Origin of the sequence: Alteromonas sp. Cnat3-28 (assembly GCF_022348265.1) — a bacterium.
Classification (GTDB): Bacteria; Pseudomonadota; Gammaproteobacteria; order Enterobacterales; family Alteromonadaceae; genus Alteromonas; species Alteromonas macleodii.
Map to the genome: position 1 here is coordinate 83,807 of NZ_JAKREY010000012.1, position 18,871 is coordinate 102,677.

At 44.1% G+C, this 18,871-nt stretch carries 17 protein-coding genes and 3 pseudogenes; 8 read left to right on the forward strand and 12 right to left on the reverse strand.

Features of this window, described 5'->3' with window-relative positions; genetic code table 11:
- Positions 1-214: 214 nt before the first annotated feature.
- Entirely contained in the window at positions 215-1,303 is a 1,089-nt protein-coding gene (locus MHM87_RS13390) for a Gfo/Idh/MocA family oxidoreductase (protein ID WP_239259544.1), read from the forward strand.
- A gap of 84 nt (positions 1,304-1,387) precedes the next feature.
- On the opposite strand, the gene MHM87_RS13395 is transcribed toward MHM87_RS13390, so the two are convergent.
- The 3 genes from MHM87_RS13395 to MHM87_RS13405 all read right to left on the reverse strand — a co-directional run bounded on the left by MHM87_RS13395 (position 1,388) and on the right by MHM87_RS13405 (position 3,742).
- Positions 1,388-2,461 (reverse strand): ADP-ribosylglycohydrolase family protein, encoded by a 1,074-nt coding sequence (locus tag MHM87_RS13395; RefSeq protein ID WP_239259546.1) that lies wholly within the window; start codon positions 2,459-2,461, stop codon positions 1,388-1,390.
- A gap of 89 nt (positions 2,462-2,550) precedes the next feature.
- The gene (locus MHM87_RS13400) at positions 2,551-3,339 is read right to left on the reverse strand and encodes a lipase (protein WP_014950619.1); all 789 of its coding nucleotides are present in this window, start codon (positions 3,337-3,339) and stop codon (positions 2,551-2,553) included.
- Between the two features lie 223 nt (positions 3,340-3,562).
- On the reverse strand, positions 3,563-3,742 hold the full coding sequence (locus MHM87_RS13405) for a transposase (RefSeq protein WP_053103825.1): 180 nt from the start codon (positions 3,740-3,742) through the stop codon (positions 3,563-3,565).
- A gap of 70 nt (positions 3,743-3,812) precedes the next feature.
- Between MHM87_RS13405 and MHM87_RS13410 the strand changes: the two are divergent.
- Positions 3,813-4,156 (forward strand): annotated as a pseudogene (locus MHM87_RS13410) (integrase core domain-containing protein); the annotation flags it as partial.
- Between the two features lie 41 nt (positions 4,157-4,197).
- Here the strand turns inward: MHM87_RS13410 and MHM87_RS13415 are convergent.
- Together MHM87_RS13415 and norR are read right to left on the reverse strand one after the other, a co-directional pair.
- The gene (locus tag MHM87_RS13415; RefSeq protein WP_239259548.1) at positions 4,198-5,103 is read right to left on the reverse strand and encodes an HPP family protein; all 906 of its coding nucleotides are present in this window, start codon (positions 5,101-5,103) and stop codon (positions 4,198-4,200) included.
- A 67-nt stretch (positions 5,104-5,170) separates the two neighbouring features.
- Positions 5,171-6,751 (reverse strand): nitric oxide reductase transcriptional regulator NorR, encoded by a 1,581-nt coding sequence (norR, locus tag MHM87_RS13420; protein WP_202942888.1) that lies wholly within the window; start codon positions 6,749-6,751, stop codon positions 5,171-5,173.
- A 197-nt stretch (positions 6,752-6,948) separates the two neighbouring features.
- On the opposite strand from norR, the gene hmpA reads away from it, so the two are divergent.
- The 3 genes from hmpA (at position 6,949) to gdhA (ending at position 10,322) form a co-directional block, all read left to right on the forward strand.
- Positions 6,949-8,139 carry an NO-inducible flavohemoprotein gene (hmpA, locus tag MHM87_RS13425; protein ID WP_202942887.1) on the forward strand — a complete coding sequence of 397 codons (1,191 nt, stop codon included), beginning with the start codon at positions 6,949-6,951 and terminating at the stop codon, positions 8,137-8,139.
- Between the two features lie 559 nt (positions 8,140-8,698).
- A complete protein-coding gene (locus MHM87_RS19995; protein WP_343213326.1) occupies positions 8,699-8,944 on the forward strand; it encodes a GreA/GreB family elongation factor in 246 nt (81 codons plus the stop codon).
- A 25-nt stretch (positions 8,945-8,969) separates the two neighbouring features.
- The gene (gene gdhA / locus MHM87_RS13435; protein ID WP_049588184.1) at positions 8,970-10,322 is read left to right on the forward strand and encodes an NADP-specific glutamate dehydrogenase; all 1,353 of its coding nucleotides are present in this window, start codon (positions 8,970-8,972) and stop codon (positions 10,320-10,322) included.
- A gap of 189 nt (positions 10,323-10,511) precedes the next feature.
- Here gdhA and MHM87_RS13440 read toward each other — a convergent pair.
- The 6 genes and pseudogenes from MHM87_RS13440 to MHM87_RS13465 all read right to left on the reverse strand — a co-directional run bounded on the left by MHM87_RS13440 (position 10,512) and on the right by MHM87_RS13465 (position 15,439).
- Positions 10,512-11,315: pseudogene (locus MHM87_RS13440) on the reverse strand (cytochrome d ubiquinol oxidase subunit II).
- A 156-nt stretch (positions 11,316-11,471) separates the two neighbouring features.
- Positions 11,472-11,693, reverse strand: a pseudogene (locus tag MHM87_RS13445) (transposase); the annotation flags it as partial.
- 115 nt (positions 11,694-11,808) lie between these two features.
- Positions 11,809-12,594 (reverse strand): alpha/beta fold hydrolase, encoded by a 786-nt coding sequence (locus MHM87_RS13450; protein WP_239259551.1) that lies wholly within the window; start codon positions 12,592-12,594, stop codon positions 11,809-11,811.
- Positions 12,595-12,603: 9 nt separating this feature from the next.
- Complete coding sequence (pcaF, locus tag MHM87_RS13455) at positions 12,604-13,806, reverse strand: 3-oxoadipyl-CoA thiolase (protein WP_239259554.1); 1,203 nt, start codon at positions 13,804-13,806, stop codon at positions 12,604-12,606.
- Positions 13,806-14,624: a CoA-transferase subunit beta gene (locus MHM87_RS13460; protein WP_239259557.1), complete on the reverse strand. Its 819-nt coding sequence runs from the start codon at positions 14,622-14,624 to the stop codon at positions 13,806-13,808. The genes pcaF and MHM87_RS13460 overlap by 1 nt, the downstream gene beginning before the upstream one ends.
- A gap of 2 nt (positions 14,625-14,626) precedes the next feature.
- Positions 14,627-15,439 (reverse strand): CoA-transferase, encoded by an 813-nt coding sequence (locus MHM87_RS13465; RefSeq protein ID WP_239259560.1) that lies wholly within the window; start codon positions 15,437-15,439, stop codon positions 14,627-14,629.
- Positions 15,440-15,636: 197 nt separating this feature from the next.
- Between MHM87_RS13465 and MHM87_RS13470 the strand changes: the two genes are divergently transcribed.
- Positions 15,637-16,416 carry an IclR family transcriptional regulator C-terminal domain-containing protein gene (locus tag MHM87_RS13470; protein ID WP_239259563.1) on the forward strand — a complete coding sequence of 260 codons (780 nt, stop codon included), beginning with the start codon at positions 15,637-15,639 and terminating at the stop codon, positions 16,414-16,416.
- Positions 16,417-16,422: 6 nt separating this feature from the next.
- Here MHM87_RS13470 and MHM87_RS13475 read toward each other — a convergent pair whose 3' ends face one another.
- Positions 16,423-17,331 carry a LysR family transcriptional regulator gene (locus tag MHM87_RS13475; protein ID WP_275443669.1) on the reverse strand — a complete coding sequence of 303 codons (909 nt, stop codon included), beginning with the start codon at positions 17,329-17,331 and terminating at the stop codon, positions 16,423-16,425.
- Between the two features lie 103 nt (positions 17,332-17,434).
- Here MHM87_RS13475 and MHM87_RS13480 point away from each other — a divergent pair, with 103 nt between their 5' ends.
- Positions 17,435-18,550: a muconate/chloromuconate family cycloisomerase gene (locus MHM87_RS13480; RefSeq protein ID WP_239259566.1), complete on the forward strand. Its 1,116-nt coding sequence runs from the start codon at positions 17,435-17,437 to the stop codon at positions 18,548-18,550.
- A gap of 9 nt (positions 18,551-18,559) precedes the next feature.
- Entirely contained in the window at positions 18,560-18,838 is a 279-nt protein-coding gene (locus tag MHM87_RS13485) for a muconolactone Delta-isomerase family protein (protein WP_014977317.1), read from the forward strand.
- Positions 18,839-18,871 lie beyond the last annotated feature (33 nt).

Consider the following 18,871-nt stretch of genomic DNA (forward strand, 5'->3'; position numbering starts at 1 on the left):
GCTGCTTTTCGTCTGATTTTGTTGTAAATCGTTTCGCGTTACCAAACGGTACGATGTGCCATAGAGCTTCAAAGCTTATTGGTTGTCAGCTATAAACCTTCAATGGTGTTACTGGTAACACATTCGATAATATCGCAACGGTATTGTGATCTTTCTGAGTAAGAAAGGTACTACTAAAACCATGCACGGATTAATTTCTTAATGGAGAGTACTAATGCCCCGCATTACTCGTCGTCACTTTCTTCAACTAGCCGGTTCAGGTTTGCTGGTTGCGCACAGTCCGTATTTAATGGCAAAGCCTTCGAAAAAGAAAATAGGCGTGGCGCTATTAGGGTTGGGCAACTACAGCACAAATTTACTCGCCCCTGCCTTACAGGACACTAAACACTGTGAATTACGGGGGATAATCACGGGGAGCGAGAGTAAGAGCCCGCAGTGGCAGCAAAAGTACGGCATTAAAGACAGTAATGTGTACACGTACAGCACCATGGCAGATATTGCGAATAATGACGATATTGACGTTATTTACGTTGTAACGCCTACTAGCACACACAAGGACTTTGCGGTACAAGCCGCAAATACCGGAAAGCATGTGTGGTGTGAAAAGCCCATGGCCATGGATAGCGAGGAATGCCAAGCTATCATAGATGCGTGTGACAAAAATGGCGTGCAGTTGTCGATAGGCTATCGCATGCAGCACGAACCCAATACCCGCACTTTTCATCAGTATCTTGAAACTAAGCCGTATGGAAACTTGACCGCGGTATCGAGCTTCGCTGGTTATGCAGGACAAGGAAGAGCGCCTGACAACTGGCGAATGAAAAAGCACATGGGCGGCGGTGCACTCTATGATATGGGCGTTTACGCGATAAACGGCGCGCGCTTTTTGACGGGCCGTGAGCCATTAGCGGTAACGGGAAGTCATCCACCACAGCGCTTTCCAGAGACGTTTACTGAGGTTGATGAAACGACCTTGTTTACGATGGATTTTGGCGACGGACTAGTGGCCGATTGCGGTACCAGTGTAGTAAAAGGGTTTAACCATTTTAAAGCTGATTGTGAAAAGGGCTGGTATCAACTTAAACCCATGCAGAGCTACAGCGGGGTAACGGGCACCACGTCTGATGGAAAAACGCTGGCTCCCATAAACGGTATGCAGCAAACGCTGCAAATGGATAACGATGCACTGGCCATATTAACTGGACAACAGCCTATGGTGACTGGCAATGAAGGTCTGGCCGATATCCGCATTGTGAACGCTATATTTAAGGCGGCGAGAACAGGGGAAACGGTTGCGTTGTAAGGCGCTTTTGCGCGAATACGCTACCGGACAGTGAATGCCATTTGCTCATTTTGCGACTGGGTCTACCAGACTTTTGTGTCTTAGTTACCGTTCATCAAGAAGGTTAATTAGCGCTCCCAAGTCCTTTTTGTCAGCTAATTCACTAAACCATTGGGATATTTCTGTCGCCTGAATTAGCCCCATTATTGCCCCCAATACAAAACCGCGGTGCACGTTGTCGCCCCCCACGTTGGTGTTCGCAATCAACGCCTTCTTAGGCGTATCAGCATAACGGTAAGCGAAGTACAAAACGGCGGGCCACGCGTCTGAGATATAACACGCTGGCGAATACATACGCCCAACAATCTCGATATCGCTTTTGTTTTTTGCCGCTATCGCAGCCAAATTCATGTGCGCAGATTTACGGGCAATATCTTCTAAAATGGCCTTGGGTGATTCACCTTCGCGATGCACTAATTTGTAGATTAACTCAACATAGAAATCGCACACCGATGCTAAAGACTCATCCGGGTGAGTTAAATAAAGGTGACTACGACACAGGCGTTTGATGTCCTCAAGGGCTGTGCTTTTGCTTGCTTCTACTACCGCCAAAGGTGTTACCGACACAAAAGCGCCTATTGAAGCCGTATCATGTGTAACCGCCCCACATTTGTGTACTGGTGTACCTTGTTCCAAGTTCGCAAAAAAACCTCTGTGATAAGACTCAGCGTATGTGTCAGGATGTTTAGGTTCATCAGCGCGCATAAAGCTAATATATTGAGTTAAAAACTCGTTTTCGTCATACCCTTTAAGTGCGCATGATAAAACGATACGCGCGCAATGTGCATTGAGTGTATTTTCTCCCGCTTTCATACCATGATGGTAATGAATGTTGTCCTTGCCCCAATACTGCCTTTTACCTTTGAGAATAACGTCGCCCACTATCTCTTTTTGATTTGCAGATGCCTTATTCGCGCGCCCACCTTGCTGCGTGGAATGTAGCGACATTATTGAAGACGGATGAAATGATGGCGCATCCTCAAATTGCTCTACCCCTAACGGAAACGCCTTATATATATCTGCCGGGTTGTAATACCAATGTACCGGCATAGCCAACGCGTCGCCGATAAACGCGTTCTTAAGCGCCGCTTTTGCTCGTTTGATTGACAGTGAAGACATTTCTTTAAGCCTACCTCTTACGCAGTACTGGGCGGGATTGAATAATCAAGTACCTTTAAATTACGCACTTTAGGTCGAAAATGATTGTTCTAATGCTCATCGAAAAGCGACTTGTTGCGGATATATTTTCGCATGTAGTGATAGGTAATTGGGCGTAACAACCAGCTGTGAAGCGACATCAAAAAGCGTTTATGGGTAGGCGTGTTTTCGTAAATTTTATCATCGTGCAGCCACAGCATCTTGCCAACGTGCCAGAAGTAAAAAGGGAAGGGCGGCATAAAGGTTATTACATCTAAATCGCAGCAAATGCGATACGTTCTATGGTGTAGCGTGTAGTGCTTATACCAAGAGCGCGTACCCACAGCGGGCTGTCCGAAAGTCACTACCCTTTTTACTGACTTTGCGTATAAACGCTCAAAGTAATCAGCCATTAATACCGCTACTGCGCCGCCGGACGAATGGCCAATGAATGTAAAGCGCTTGCCTTGCTGCCTAAGTGGTTCAAGCACTTTTACAAGTAGCTCTCTCAGTGGTAATGCTTCATTGGATGTCTTAGTGCTGGAATACATAGGTTGAGCCAATAGCCGCGCAAACCCCCAGTGGACCCAGAATTTTCTGTTTAACTGATTGAGTTTGTTTGGGATGAAGAATAAATTCGCTAGCCAATCTCTTACCCCCAATGATCCGCGAAAAACGATAATGACCTCTTTTTTATTCTCGACCCACAAGATTCTTACGCTCATTCTTCCGTACTTATCGACTAGCTGGCGTTCATAAAAAGGATCTAAGATTTTTTGGTATTGCTCGTCGGCATCAGGGTAGGCGAGTTGGCAGAGAATGGCATATCTTTCATATTGATAGCGTTTCAATTTCTTCATGAAAACTCGTATTGGAGCATTTAGCGTTTTTGAAGCTGAGCCGTTGAAGACTCTTTCACTGAATACTTCACGCTACAGGGAGTTTATTTCAGTGTTATGACGGGGCGCGTCATTTTTCTTTAACTTGCTCAGAGTAAAGCCCCTTTTCACGGCAATACTCACTTAACTCAATTTCGCTCAATGCTGCTGTTTCTAAAACAATTGCGAACTTTTGCTCTGGTGCCTAACCTTCTGAACTATTGCTACCTGCCAAACTAGAACCTGCTTGTAAATACTTATCTCGCCATGAATACAAAATAGATAAGTTGATACTCTCTAGCTTTGCGAATTGGCTTAATGATAAGCCACTTTCAACCAGCTTTCTAATGACGGTTTTCTTATGGTCTTCAGGATAATGCTTCACTAATAACTTACCGCTCCTGTTATATTTTTATGAAAAACTGAGGCGACAACTATCCTGACACAGGGGGTATCGGGGAAAGCCTAAAAACGTGATGTTCCATAGCGACCAGGGATGTCATCACATGAGCCGAAAATTCCGTCAGCTAATTTGGCGGTATCGCTTAACACAAAGTATGAGTCGCAGGGGAAATTGTTGGGATATAGCCCGATGGAACGCTTTTTCAGAAGTCTCAAAACCGAATGGGTTCCAACTACTGGTTACCGGAATTTTGCTGAAGCAAAGCAGAAGATTGGTGATTACATTTATGGCTATTACAGCCGACTGAGACCGCATTCATACAACGGTGGTCTAACACCGAATGAATCGGAGAAACGTTATTGGAATAGCTACAACGATGTGGCCAAAATGACTTGACCACTACAAGCTAAATATCAGTTTGACTATTAACCAGCATGCTAAACTTGCGATGGCGTCATTTTCATTTTTGCCCATTCGGCAAATTCTTGATAGGTACAGCAATCGGAGAATCCCTTCCCATCACCTTCAACCACCCTATATATAAGCAAGTACTTATGCTTGCAATTATGTTTTCTTTCGTCTACAACCTGACGAACAGACCATAAACGCCCAGGTTGGTTATTTGTGTAGAATGCGCCCATTTCGAGCTCAAAACCGGCTATTAATTCTTCGTGTAAAATCGTATCAGCTAAGTCAATGATATGTTTAATTTGCTCGTCACTGGCATCAATAACCAATTCTGACCGGTTGATTGCCTCATGGATATGTCGCATTTTTATACGTCTCGTGTCAGGGTTATAGCCTATCCCCTTATATCGCATAAGACTTTGCGGGTAACGCCGCCAGTGAAAAAGATTGTTGAACAGTATCGCAACAGCAAACAGAATCATGCAGTTGATAATAGTTGGAGTGAGCACGTACCAATAACTTAAATCCGTTATCGCAGACCCACCAATTACAGCTGCCAAAGCGGTAGCACCACCTGGAGGATGTAATGAGCGAGATAGGTGCATAATAAATATCGAAAGCGACACTGCTACCGGAGCGGCAATAAAGAGATTTTCAATGTATTGTGCACTTGTAACGCCGACAATAGCAGAAAGAACATTGCCAGCGAAGAATGCCCATGGCGTCGATAGCTGGCCATGAGGAACAGCAAAAAGAAGGACCGTTGACGCTCCCATGGATGGTAAAATTGCCGCTGCTCCCTCCGTGCCTAGCAACCATGTTGTAAGAAAAAAGCATAAAAATATAGCTAGCATTCCACCGATAGTGGCAACGACTTTTTCTGATACAACTACGTTGTTTTGAAAACCCCAAAACCGTTTTAGCTTATTTAACATATATTCCTTTGTAAGGTCAGATATAGGAAACGTATAGACAATATCTATAATTTCTATGAACGAAAAGCTACGTTCTTATCTTTTTCACTAGGGTGATATTAAGGCGCTTCGCCAGTCGGACAAGATTTGCACGGTCCATTGACAGAGATCTGGCTGCCTTAGACCAGTTGTTTTCTGCGTGATGCAATGCCTTGATAATGAGTTGACGTTGAAATTTATCTGTTGCTTCCCGTAAGTCGGTATGGCTATCGGTCTCGAAATATACGGTGGACGAATCTGTGTCTTTACTTGTTAAAGAGTCTGAAGACACGGTTAAACCGGTAATGTCAGATGGCTCAATTATTGTATTTCCGGTTGGATTCTTCTCTCGAGCATAAAGTGCTGCGCGTGATATGACGTGCTCTAACTCTCTTACATTTCCCGGCCAGTGATAAACTGTCAGTTTATAAATTGCTTCTTTAGCCAGTATCAACTTTTGCAGTCCCAGACTTCGCCGCATTTTCTCTGCAAAATAGCCAGCCAGAAGCGGAACATCGCATTGTCTGTCTCTAAGAGGCGGGACATATATCGGAAACACTATGAGACGATGATAAAGATCGGCCCGGAAGCGTTTATTTTTAACTTCATGCCCTAACTCTCTATTCGTAGCAGCAATAATTCTAACGTCCACTTTTCGACTCTTATCCTGACCGACCACCTGGATTTCCTGATTCTGTATTACTCTCAACAATGTACCCTGAATTTCAAGCGGAAGCTCTCCAATTTCGTCCAGAAATAATGTTCCGCCATCAGCAAGTAAGAACTTACCATCGCGGTCGTTTGCGGCACTGGTAAACGCACCTTTCACGTGGCCGAAGAGTTCACTTTCTATCAGATGAACAGGAATAGCAGCGCAATTTACATATACGAGCGGTTTATTCCGCCGGTTTGATTGATAATGTAACTCACGGACCACAAGTTCTTTGCCCACACCAGTTTCACCATGCACCAAAATTGTGAGGTCGGACGAAGCTGCCAGTCGAATGGTCTGCTTTAATTTTTTTGTCGTAACACTATTTCCTATTATTTCTTCACCCTGATGATGCTCAGAGCTATTCTCATTCATTGTCCGTAATACATGCTGAGTATGAGTCTTCTGTTTATTTAACTCTCTGATATATAGCGCAGCATATAAAAGCCGGGCTGCCAGCCTGGACAGTGTGTCAACTGAAGCGGCATCAAGCGCATCATACTCATTAGGCTCCAGGCTATCGAGAGTAAGTACACCTAGCAACGTTTCATCTTTATACAAAGGAATTCCCATACAGGAATGTACGTTCATATTATGGTTATGACTTGCAATCATTCCATCATAGGGGTCTGGTAACGGCGAATCAGCTGAAAAGCGAGTGACCGCCCTCGTGCTACAGATTGCTTTTAACCGTGGATGTTGCTCTGGAATAAACCGTCGCCCCATGACGTCATCGGACAACCCTCTCTGCGCAACGGGAACAAGTGTCTCGTGTCGAAAAATCAATAGTGCTACAGCATCTGCTTTAATAGTTGCACAAACGGCAGAAATCAAACTTTCATAAAAACAATTCATCGAAACTGCGGCGGACAGATCAAGGGCAAAGTTAACCAAACTAAATTGAGATATTTTACTCATGAGACCATTTTGTATTAACAGGAACTATAGGTCATTATGACACAAACGTTCCTAATTATCCGATTAAGTAATGAGTCATTTTGACACATAGCTTAAAGAGTTATTCGTAACACATTGATACTAGGTGAAATAAAATTTGGCACACGAGTCGCATTACTCATAGCTACCAAATACTTAACGTCATTAAAGGTATGTTGATGCTTACTCAAACTCATATAGATACTGTCAAAGCGACCATTCCACTACTTGCTTCGGGAGGAACCGCAATTACCGAACATTTTTACGCCCGAATGTTTTTACATAATCCTGAGCTTAAAAATATATTTAACATGACGCATCAAAAAACAGGTCGTCAGCCAGCGGCTTTATTTAATGCGATAGCTGCATACGCTGCCAACATAGATCAGTTGGAGCTACTGACAGATTCCGTTATGCGTATTGCACACAAGCATACCAGTTTTAATATCCAGCCTGAACAGTACGCAATAGTGGGCCATCATCTGATTGAGACATTGAGAGAATTGGCTCCGGACGCGTTTACTCCTGATGTTGAAGAGGCATGGACAGCTGCATATGGTCAATTAGCAGACATTTTCATTAAAGTTGAAAGTGAATTGTATCAACAAAGAGCTGCTGTAAAAGGAGGCTGGTCTGGCTTCAGAGCCTTTTCTGTCGTCTCAAAAGAGACCGAATCCGAACTCGTAACCAGTTTTACCTTAATGCCCGTCGATGGCGGTAGTGTTATCGATTATAAACCGGGCCAGTATTTAGGAATAAAGGTGCATCCTCATGGTAGTGAGCATGATGAAATAAGGCAGTATTCACTATCAACTGCCGCGAATGGAAAAACCTATCGCATTAGTGTTAAACGGGAAGGCCTGGGTGAAATGTGTGGTGTAATGTCTAATTATCTTCATTTAAAAATAAATGTTGGCGATGAAGTCTTGGTCATGCCTCCTGCCGGGGACTTTTATCTAAAACAACTTGATACTCCGGTTATATTGATTTCTGCAGGTGTGGGTCTGACGCCCATGCAAGCGATGTTAGATTCTTTAGTAAAAGAGAACTTCGCACATCCGGTGACCTATCTTCACGCATGTAAAAATCGAAAGCAGCATTCTTTCAAAGGACATGTTGAGAGTGTTAAGAATACTCTGAACCTGCAGTCGCACACGTGGTATGAAAATGACGTTAGCAGTAGTCAAAATGAAACTACCGGAAGAATGAAAATAGAAGACGTTAAAGGTTCTTTACCATTGAAAGAGGGCGAGTTTTATCTCTGTGGACCTTTGCAATTTATGCTTACTATCAAGCAAGAATTATTAGCCTTGGGCGTCAGTCAATCGCGAATCAATTATGAGTTATTCGGACCGCATCAAGAAGTTTAATCAAGTTTCAACGATAATTGACGCCAATAAACTCTTTGATAAATCAGCCAAAAAAACACCTTAAAGAATAAAATATTGCTCATGGCGAAAAAATCAGAACTTTTCACTGCTAATTCCATAAATACGGAGCGATATAATCTTAAAAGTTCTTGTTATTTTTTTATTAATTATTAATATCAGTGACAGCAATGAGGAAATCATGACTAAGCACTGTAATCTTAACAAGAGCATTTTACTCACCTTACCCAATTAAGCCGAATGCAGTTCTGCATTCGGCCGCCTCTTATTTATCTAAAACCAGAAATTCCGTACCGGAATAAATTAAAGCTATAGATTAAATTTCTATTTCCTCACAGGGAAGGCTCTCCTGCGGGTAATTTTTAATTCAAAGAGGAAGGACTATCATGTCAAGAAAACCTAACATCACAATTTCATATGAAGACTTGAGTGATATTGAGGAACATCTAAGAAAATTAAATTACCGGCTGAAAGGTTTGACGAATTAGAAAAAGAATTAGTTCGCGCCAAAGTCGTTAACATTAAAGATCTTGCTCCAGACGTGGTGGCAATAGGTTCTCAGGTTACATTTAAAATAAGTAAGTTTGATAAATACTTGACTAAAACACTCTGCTTTCCATTGGATATGCATAAATACGAAGACGGCATTTCAATTTTCGCACCAATTGGCTCGGCATTACTAGGTTTAAGAGCTGGTCAAAAAATTAGCTGGAATACTAAAAGTGGCGAACAACAAATTGATATATTAGAAGTAAAAAGAAAAGTCCGTTATCTCGCCTGTGATTAGAAGGTAATCATTAACAGGTTGATTTATGAATTATTTAAGTACTACTATTTCTCAGCTAAAACAAAGCAGTCCGGCACAAACTGAATTTTATCAGGCTGTAGAGGAAGTCCTGCGAACTCTGGAACCTGTTCTGGAAAAAAACAACTATTATGCGAAGCATTCAATTATACAGCGATTAGTTGAACCCGAAAGACAAATTATGTTTCGGGTGCCCTGGCAAGATGACAGCGGAAATATACAGATTAATAAGGGATACCGCATTGAATTTAATTCGGCACTTGGTCCGTACAAAGGAGGACTTCGTTTTCATCCTTCGGTCAATGCCAGTATTATAAAATTCTTAGGATTTGAACAAATATTTAAAAATGCGTTAACTGGCCTGCCAATTGGGGGGGGCAAAGGAGGTGCAAATTTCGATCCAAAAGGACGAAGCGATGCCGAAATAATGCGTTTTTGTCAGTCATTCATGAACGAACTCTATCGTCATATTGGACCCAATACTGATGTGCCTGCCGGTGATATTGGTGTAGGCGCCAGAGAAATAGGCTACATGTTCGGTCAATACAAAAGACTGACCGGGAAATATGAGGGCGTGCTTACCGGAAAAGGTTTGCTTTGGGGTGGTTCGTACGCGCGAAAGGAGGCAACAGGATATGGAACAGTATATTTCGCAGATCACATGCTTAATGCACGAGGAGAAAACTTACAAGGACAACGTTGCCTCGTGTCCGGTGCTGGAAATGTCGCTATTTATGCAATGGAGAAGCTTTATCAACTTGGTGCTACTCCTATTGCCTGTAGTGACTCAACCGGTACGCTATATCATGCGCAAGGGTTGGATCTGTCTCTTATTAAGGAACTCAAAGAAAAAGAACGTACTTCGCTTTTACGTTACTTAAAGTCTCACCCCAGGGCACAGTTCATTCCGATCAGTGAATATCCTTCAGGAGGGCATACTATTTGGCGATACAAGGCAGACTTAGCGTTTCCATGTGCGACACAAAATGAGTTAACAACTCGTGATGCCGAAGCACTGGTTTCTAATGGATGCAAATTGGTTAGTGAAGGTGCAAATATGGCTTCTTCACAAGGAGCGGTAGAGTACTTTCTTAAAGCCGGTATATCTTATGGTCCGGGTAAGGCCGCTAATGCCGGGGGAGTAGCGACAAGTCAGTTAGAAATGGCGCAAAACGCCAGTATGCAAAAATGGACTTTCGAACAAGTCGATTGTCAATTACTACAAATAACGAAGGATATTTATCTACGAGCCAGTGAGACTGCAAGAGAATTCGGTGCGCCCGGTAACCTTGTATTAGGAGCTAATATTGCTGCCTTTCGTCGGGTTGCAGACGCAATGATTGAGCAAGGTGTAGTTTAAAAAACGCATAAAGTGAATTCAGATCGCCTCGAAATTCATGTCAAATCTAGTCTGAATGCAAGAAACAAATAAATATCAGAACCTCATCATCATCTAGTCACGGTGACGGGACTGTAGCTGACTTTTATAAACATCACTTTAATTACTATTAAATACAGATGAGGCAAATCTACAGCCTGTTTACTGTTCTTAATAATAAGAAAGTTTTTCCGATTTACCGGCTAATATTCGGTATACCATGACAGTGTAAGCGAGAATACAAGGGACAACAATCACGGTACCTACCAACAAAAAGCGAAGAGAATTCGCGTCTGCCAGCGCATCCATGATGGTGAGCTGACCCGGTACAATATAGGGATAGTAACTTATCCCAAACGCAGCAAAACATAGCAGAAATACAAGCAGAGCTAACGCAAAAGGCAGCTGTTCACCTTTCCTGTCCGCCTACGGCAGCCCTTGTAGCACGACACTACTTAAAGCCAGTAAACCAAAACACGTTACAGGTATAGCCATCAACAAAAAGCCCAGGGGGCTTTCTAACCAGAGTGCCCTCACTTCTGCGTGCAGCGTTAAATTTAAAAAATTTACGGCAATAATGCCCCCAGCCAGGATCATCAGGCATCGCTTTGCCCAGTAGAAGGCTTTTCGTTGTAAGTCACCCTCTGTTTTGAGAATAAGCCAGCCAGCACCGATAAACGCAAAAGCTGCGGTAACGCCGAAATCGGATAGCAAAGCAAAACCCTGCGCATACAGATCGGTACGCAGGCCGGTTACCCATATTCCTAACATGTATCTCTGAGAGAGCGTCGTCAACAGCGAACCGTATTTAAAACAGGTGTCCCACTTTTTCTTTTCCGTTTGAGCAACTTTCGCGCGGAAGTCGAAAGACACTCCCCTTAAAATAAGCCCCATTAGCATAAAAGTGGCGGGCAGATATAAAGTTTGTAAGATTGCACTATGCGCCTGTGGAAAGGCAATTAAAAGTAAACCCACCGCTAGCTAGGGAAACTGCGAATAAGTCCTGCAATTTAGTTCTTGAACCAGCCTTTGCATTCGCCGTCTAATTTTTGAACGCTAAATTCTCAATTCAGGCCAATATACTACCTTTTTAGGCCTGATCTCGGCCTTATTCCGGGTTATTTCCAGATCTCAGATAGATCTTGGCTGTCGCCTTAGCATCTGGTCTACTTTAAACAGGTTTGCCAAGGTGAATAACATGGCTAACTGTAAGTCATTTTTCATCAGTCCTTTATAGCGTGCTTTGATAAAGCCAAACTGACATTTGATGATCGGAAACGGATGCTCCACTTTCGCCCGGATGCAGGCTTTTAAGTATTCGATGTTAATGGCAGTTTTGTTCTTGCGAGGATGCATCTTCCTTAGCCAAGTAACATGTTTTCAACTTGAACCTTCACTTATCTTTTTTAGAAGACACGCTCTTATGTTGACTATTACTAGGGTGACTTTCGGTGTAAATAATATGTTATTAATTCGTTCCTAAGTGCTCCTTTATCAAAGAAGTAAACTCGCGACAAGCTTCAACAGAAGGTACATGTCCAGTTTGTTTTAATTCAGTCACAGGTGCACTAAGGGTTTCTCCCAATGCTTGTAATGATGAAGTGGGTGTAGCGACATCATCTTCACCTGCAATAAGCAAAATAGGTGCACTATTAGGTTTAAGCTGTGTATGTGTGTCTCTTTCGCCTAACCACGCACACAATAAACCATAAGAGTGATCGTCAACGTTCGCGAGTAATCCTTCCCATTGAGACAGTAACGTGGGGAAACGTTTAGTACTAACCGGGCTAAACCATCTTGGGACTAAGCTGGCTGCGAGGGTTTCAAGCCCTTGCTGAGTCACATTTTTCTGGCGCTCCAGCCATGCTTCAGAGGAACCTATTTTCATACCAGTATTAGTTAACACGGTGCTTAACAAGCGTTCTGGATGGGAAATTAATAGCTGTTGCCCCAACATTCCGCCAATTGATGTACCCACGAAATGAAACTTATCGATACCTAACGAGTTACACAGGGTTAATAAGTCGTCAACTAACTGTGATTCACCAAGGTTTTTCGTGTATGCGGGGAACGCTACACTGTCACCGTGTCCAGGTAGGTCATAACGCAAAATGCTGAAGTTCACCATTAAGTCTGGTACCAAGTAGTCCCAAACACGCATATTCATACCCAACGGGTGAGCGAGCACTACAACAGGTTTGTGCTTAGTCTCAATGAACTGGTAGTGAATACCTTGCTCTGATATTGTCGCCATGTTGAGTTCCTAAATGCGTTTTAGCAGTGTCGCTATACCTTGGCCAACACCAATACACATACTGCATAGTGCATAATCGGCCGAGGTTTGTTCAAATTGTAATGCGGCGGTATGCAGCAGGCGTGCCCCCGACATACCGAGTGGATGGCCAAGTGCAATGGCGCCGCCATTGGGGTTCACTCTTGGATCATCTACACTAAGTCCAAGTTCCTGCATACAGGCTAATGCTTGCGCTGCAAATGCTTCATTAAGTTCAATTGTGCCAATATCGTCTAGGGTCAACTTTTGTTTTGCAAGCAATTTATTAATTGCAGGTACTGGGCCTATACCCATGATAGTGGGTTCAACGCCAGCGGTAGCCATCCCTTTAATTTGAGCAACAGGCGTTAAGTTATAGCGTTCAACGGCTGCTTCACTTGCTACAAGCATGGCAGATGCGCCATCGTTAATGCCCGATGCATTACCTGCGGTAACCGAGCCATTTTCACGAAACGGAGCTTTTAGTTTTGCCAATGCCACTAATGTAGTTTGAGGGCGTATGTGTTCATCTTTGTCGATGACGATGGCATCGCCTCTTCTAGGCTGAAAGGTCACAGGAGTTATTTCTTTAGCAAAACGGCCAGACGCTTGGGCTGCAGCCGCTTTTTGCTGAGATTGATACGCAAAGTTGTCTTGTGCTTCTCGGCTAATCGAGAATTTCGCTGCTACATTTTCTGCAGTCTCAGGCATGGTTTCAGTGCCGTACTGCTGCTTTAACGCAGGGTTAATGAAGCGCCAACCCATGGTGGTATCTTCAAGTATTTGTGAGCGGTCAAATCCGCTTTGGGCTTTGCCCATCACAAATGGAGCCCGCGACATAGACTCAACGCCGCCAGCAAGAATAAGGTCTGCTTCACCTGCTGCAATTGAACGGTAAGCAAGGCCAATGGCATCCATACCAGAGCCACATAAACGATTAATTGTGGTGGCTGGTACCGAAAATGGCACGCCTGCAAGTAACGTGGCCATTCTAGCAACGTTTCGGTTGTCTTCACCGGCTTGGTTGGCACAGCCGAAAAACGCATCGTCAATGCTTTCTGCTGGTAGTTGAGGGCACTGCGCCAGTACTGTACGAATAACTTGTGCAAGCAAATCATCAGGGCGAATGTTGGCTAGCCCACCAGCATAACGTCCAATGGCAGAGCGGTTGGGGTTACATAAATAAACGTTCATTACGCAGTCTCCGTTTGGCTGTGCGCCGCTTCAGTAACGCGCTTTAGTTCTCTTAATACTTCGATTTCGCTGCTGGTGGGTTCGTCAGTGGTTTGAAGCGTGTCAGCAAAGCGAATGTCCCAGCCAGTGGCATCAATTACCTGTTGCTTTGTAACGCCTGGGTGCAAACTCACTACAATAAGTTCGTTGGTTTCATCTTCTGGCTTTAATATACAAAGGTCAGAAATCACCAAAGTTGGGCCTTTACCCAGCGTAGATTTGTCTTTGCGGCCTTGACCGTCTCGACCAAAACCCAATGTGGTAATGAAGTCGACATCTTTAACAAAAGTGCGCTTTGAATGCCTTACGGTGATGATCACTTCTTTGGCATTGGTTGAAATTTCTGGTGCACCGCCACCGCCAGGAAGGCGAACTTTAGGGTTGGCATAACTATGGGCGCCATCAGGGCCACTGTCTTTGTGCGATGCAGCGATAACTGTGGTGTTAATGTTGCCGTATCGGTCTACTTGTGCGGTGCCAAGGAAGCCCACATCAATATGACCACCTTGCAGCCAATAACGGAACATTTCGGGAACCGAAACGGTGGTAAGTGCCGACTCGCAAAGTTCGCCATCACCAATAGATAAGGGCAGAACATGCGGTTTGGTTTCTATGGTACCTGACTCGTAAATAAGTGTTATGTCAGGGGCATGAGTAAGGCGTGCTAGGTTCGCTGCAGCACTTGGTAAGCCAATGCCCACAAAACAAGTCGAATTGTTATTCAGGGCTCGGGCAGCGGTAATCGTCATCATTTCGTCTGAAGTATATTGTTCGGTCATGATTATTCTCCTGCTTGAAATACTTCTTCATCTAGCCACTTTAAAAATGGCTCGCGTTCTCGGCTTATGCTGTCCCACCTCTTGTAGTAACTGTTGTCGCGCGGGTAGTAACCATGTGTATAAGACGGTTTAGCGCCAAACGGTACGGTGGCAATGGCGTTGATAGTCCAAGCGGGAAGTACACAGCTATTTGGACCTGCTTCCAAGTCGTCCACAATTTCTTCGACGGTGACGATGCTGTAGCGAGAAGAGAGCACAACTTCCTTTTGAACCCCCAAAATACCTTCAATGAGTACGTTTCCTGCGCGGTCTGCTTTTTGCGCATGGACTATGCCCACATCGGGTTTAATAGATGGCACCGCTGCAAGTGCTTCGCCAGTAAATGGGCAAGTAACGGTTTTGATGTTGGGGTTCACGTGCTGCAGATCACTACCTACATAACCTCTTAATACCGCCATGGGTAAGCCCGATGCGCCCGCTTCATAAGCATTCGCCATTGCTGCGTGACTGTGCTCTTCAATTTCAAGCGGAGCCGGATAGCCGTGCTCAATGGCGTCACGTACGCGGTGTAAGGAACCTACACCTGGGTTTCCTCCCCATGAAAACACAAGTTTGCTCACACACCCAGCACCGACTAGCTGATCGTAGATAAGATCAGGGGTCATTCTTACCAATGTGAGATTGCGGCGTCCTTGGCGAATAATTTCATGCCCTGCGGCGAAAGGAATAAGGTGAGTAAATCCCTCTAATGCAACGATGTCGCCGTCCTTAACGCCATCTTCAATAGCTTTTGAAAGTGTTGTAAATAGTGTCATAATAAAAGTTCGCAATACGAATGTTGATTCATAATGCGAACAAATTAATAATTTTGATTGTTTAGGTCAAGTAATAAATGTTAAAAAATTGCTAGGACGATCAGTCAAACCAATTTATGTTGCTGAATTCATAAGAGAACTGGCACTTCGTTAAACAATAAGAAATAATTCGCAAGAACCAACAAGAGACAAAGTGCATGAGTGAAGAAAAAATACCGTCAACCCATCGCGATTACATAAGCGCGCTTGCTACCGGACTAGAGGTGTTAGGGGCGTTTGATGGTCAAAATAAAGAGATGACCTTATCGCAAGTAGCTGAAAAAATGGGAATTGATAGGGCTAAAGCCCGTCGGTTTTTACTTACATTGCATTCTCTTGGCTATATCCGTCGCGAGGGGCGACTCTTCGCCTTGGCACCTAAAGTGCTGTCGTTAGGGCAAGCTTATACCAGCAGCAATGGTTATATAGCAGTGGTTGAGCATTATCTTAAATCGATTACCGCAGAATTAGGGGAGTCGGCGTCTCTTGGGAAGTTAGATGGACAGTCAGTGGTGTACGTGGCGCGTTCTCCGGCATCACATCGTCTTATGTCGATTAACATAACAACGGGCACTCGACTGCCTGCACCGTATACGTCAATGGGAAGAGTACTTGCAGCACATCTTGACGCTTCAGAATTAACAGCATGGGCGAATGAAGCACAGTTACACCCACACACTGAGAAGAGTATTACCACTGCACAGGCGTTAGAACAGGAACTGATTAAGGTTAAGCAACAAGGTTTTAGTATTGTTGATCAAGAGCTTGAAGCGGGGTTGCGCTCGGTTGCTGTACCTGTATTTAATGGCAAAGGTGAATTGCTGGGGGCGATGAACTTAAGTACCAATGCATTAAGGGTGAGCTTAGAGATCATCACCGAGCATTGTATTCCAGTACTTAAGCATGCTGCTGAACAAATAAAACAAGATCTGCGCTAACCCCTTTTAGGGGTAGCGACCTTCTATTCGGTTTTGCACCAACTCATCTAATATCAACATGGCCGCAGCCATAATGCCATCTTCGGCTTCCTCACGTTTACTGAGAAACACCGGGCTGTTTATGCCGTCGTCTTTAAGCCGAACAAACGCTACACCATCTCTATTCGTGCGCATCACTTGTTCAGGCACAAGGGTGAAGCCCATATCTGAGGCAACAAGACCCAGTGCAGTACCTATATCATTAACTTGTTGGGCAACTCTGACTCTCAACCCGCGACTGGCAAACAGATCCAAACAGATGTTAGCGAACGTTGGAGGCTTACCACCTGGGTAAGTAATTAATGGCAGTGTTGCGAGCTCTGCCATATCAACATCGTCATTAGCAAGTGGATGATGGATAGGTAGAGCGGCAAGGATAGGCTCGCTGAACAACAACTTCTGAGTCACATCGGCTTCTAGTGATGGCATCACAACCCGACCAAAACCCATATCAATTTTACCTGACTTGAGGGCTTCTATTTGTTCACCAGTTTTCATTTCGTGCAGTTCAACATCCACTTTGTGCTGCTGTCTTAAGCGCCTAACAAGCTGAGGAAGTTGCCCGTAAAAAATGGATGGAACAAAGCCAATTCTGAAAATTCGCTTTTTTCCTGCATCAATTCGCCGACTTTCTTCAACACATGAAGCTAACTTTTCAAGTATGAGTTGAGCCTGTTTCCAGAAGTATTCGCCAGCGGGGGTTAGGGTAATGCCACGGGCTTCTCGCTGAATGAGTTGAACGCCAACTTCTTCCTCTAACTGTTTGATTTGTCTTGTTAAAGGTGGCTGTGCCATGAATATCTTTTCGGCCGCTCTGGTCATGTTCTTTTCTTCCGCTACCGCACAAAAGTAGCGTAAATGCCTTAACTCCACCATACCTCCTAGGTATCGATACTAACTAAATCAATATTGGTTGTTAACAAAAAATATTTGTAGGTTACACGCAGACATTTATTAGCAACACAAAATTAACATATACATGATATCACAAATTAAAACTTACATTGTCGATATTCCTACGATACGACCACACAAATTGTCCATGACATCTATGGCGGTTCAGTCGATGGTTATCGTAAGAATTACCGACGACAACGGCCTTGAAGGTATTGGCGAAGGTACAACAATAGGTGGTCTTGCGTACGGCGCTGAGAGCCCAGAAAGTATCAAAACCAACATTGATGCTTATTTAGCACCTTATTTAATTGGACAGTCAGTTGCCAGCCCTAAAGCATTAATTAACAAGTTACAACTTGCTTTTAGAGGCAACCCTATTGCCAAGTCTGCGGTGCAAACGGCCCTGCTTGATTTACTTGGTAAACAACTTGGAGTGCCAGTTTCAACCTTACTCGGTGGTTCTTGCAATAATCATTTGTCTTGTCTTTGGGTATTGGCCTCAGGCAATACCGAAAAAGACATTGAAGAAGCGAAAGGCCTGGTAGCCGAAAAGCGCCATAACATTTTCAAACTGAAAATTGGCTCTCGTTCGGTACGTGACGATGTAGCGCATGTGGGCAAGATCAAAGCAGCGTTAGGCGATGACGTAAGTATTCGCGTTGATGTTAATCAAGCGTGGAGCGAGTCTCAAGCTACTTATGGTATGGCTGCACTACAAGAAGCCGGTATTGATTTAGTAGAGCAACCGACTCCTGCAAAAGATTTTGCCAGCCTTGTGCGTCTGTCTAAGAAATTTAACATCGGCATTTTGGCTGATGAATCTATTGCTGATAGCACAGATACCCTTTTGTTGGCTCAGCAAGGCTTCACAGGCTCAGTGGCCCTTAAGATAGGCAAAGCAGGCGGACTGTTTGGTTCACTTGATGTGGCTGCTGTGTGTAACGCGGCAGGTATTGGGCTATATGGCGGTACGCTGCTCGAAGGCACTGTGGGTACCACTGCCGCGTTACATGCATGGTCGACTCTACCTGTTATTGAATTTGGCACAGAGATGTTTGGCCCACTTCTGCAGTGCGATGACATCGTTAAATCCCCTCTAAATTATCACAACTTTGGCGTTGAAGTTCCTACGACAGCCGGGCTAGGGCTCGAAATCGATGAGGACAAACTACGTCAATACACCCGCAAGGCGAAGTAAGGAGCAAATATGTTATTCAAAGTTGAAATGACTGTGATACCGCCAGCACATCTGAGCGAAGAAGAATTTAATGCAATTAAGTTGAAAGAAAAAAACTATGCCGAAGGACTGCAGGAAGAAGGCATTTGGGTACACCTTTGGCGAGTGGCTGGTCAATACGCCAATGTGAGCATATTTGAGGTGAAGGATAACCAGCATTTACACGACGTACTAATGGGCTTACCGCTGTACCCCTTTATGACGATGAGTGTGACGCCTTTGTGTCAGCACCCTTCATCAATCAAATAAAAAACTAACAGGCAAAAACTCGCTGCATTGCAG

Excerpts from the sequence above, each read along its gene's own strand:
- gdhA (WP_049588184.1), top strand. The coding sequence starts at position 8,970 with ATGAATTATTTAAGTACTACTATTTCTCAGCTAAAACAAAGCAGTCCG.
- MHM87_RS13395 (WP_239259546.1), bottom strand. The coding sequence starts at position 2,461 with ATGTCTTCACTGTCAATCAAACGAGCAAAAGCGGCGCTTAAGAACGCG.
- hmpA (WP_202942887.1), top strand. The coding sequence starts at position 6,949 with ATGCTTACTCAAACTCATATAGATACTGTCAAAGCGACCATTCCACTA.
- norR (WP_202942888.1), bottom strand. The coding sequence starts at position 6,751 with ATGAGTAAAATATCTCAATTTAGTTTGGTTAACTTTGCCCTTGATCTG.
- MHM87_RS13460 (WP_239259557.1), bottom strand. The coding sequence starts at position 14,624 with ATGACCGAACAATATACTTCAGACGAAATGATGACGATTACCGCTGCC.
- MHM87_RS13415 (WP_239259548.1), bottom strand. The coding sequence starts at position 5,103 with ATGTTAAATAAGCTAAAACGGTTTTGGGGTTTTCAAAACAACGTAGTT.
- MHM87_RS13465 (WP_239259560.1), bottom strand. The coding sequence starts at position 15,439 with ATGACACTATTTACAACACTTTCAAAAGCTATTGAAGATGGCGTTAAG.
- MHM87_RS13450 (WP_239259551.1), bottom strand. The coding sequence starts at position 12,594 with ATGGCGACAATATCAGAGCAAGGTATTCACTACCAGTTCATTGAGACT.
- MHM87_RS13480 (WP_239259566.1), top strand. The coding sequence starts at position 17,435 with ATGATATCACAAATTAAAACTTACATTGTCGATATTCCTACGATACGA.
- MHM87_RS13485 (WP_014977317.1), top strand. The coding sequence starts at position 18,560 with ATGTTATTCAAAGTTGAAATGACTGTGATACCGCCAGCACATCTGAGC.
- pcaF (WP_239259554.1), bottom strand. The coding sequence starts at position 13,806 with ATGAACGTTTATTTATGTAACCCCAACCGCTCTGCCATTGGACGTTAT.
- MHM87_RS13390 (WP_239259544.1), top strand. The coding sequence starts at position 215 with ATGCCCCGCATTACTCGTCGTCACTTTCTTCAACTAGCCGGTTCAGGT.
- MHM87_RS13400 (WP_014950619.1), bottom strand. The coding sequence starts at position 3,339 with ATGAAGAAATTGAAACGCTATCAATATGAAAGATATGCCATTCTCTGC.
- MHM87_RS13470 (WP_239259563.1), top strand. The coding sequence starts at position 15,637 with ATGAGTGAAGAAAAAATACCGTCAACCCATCGCGATTACATAAGCGCG.
- MHM87_RS13475 (WP_275443669.1), bottom strand. The coding sequence starts at position 17,331 with ATGGTGGAGTTAAGGCATTTACGCTACTTTTGTGCGGTAGCGGAAGAA.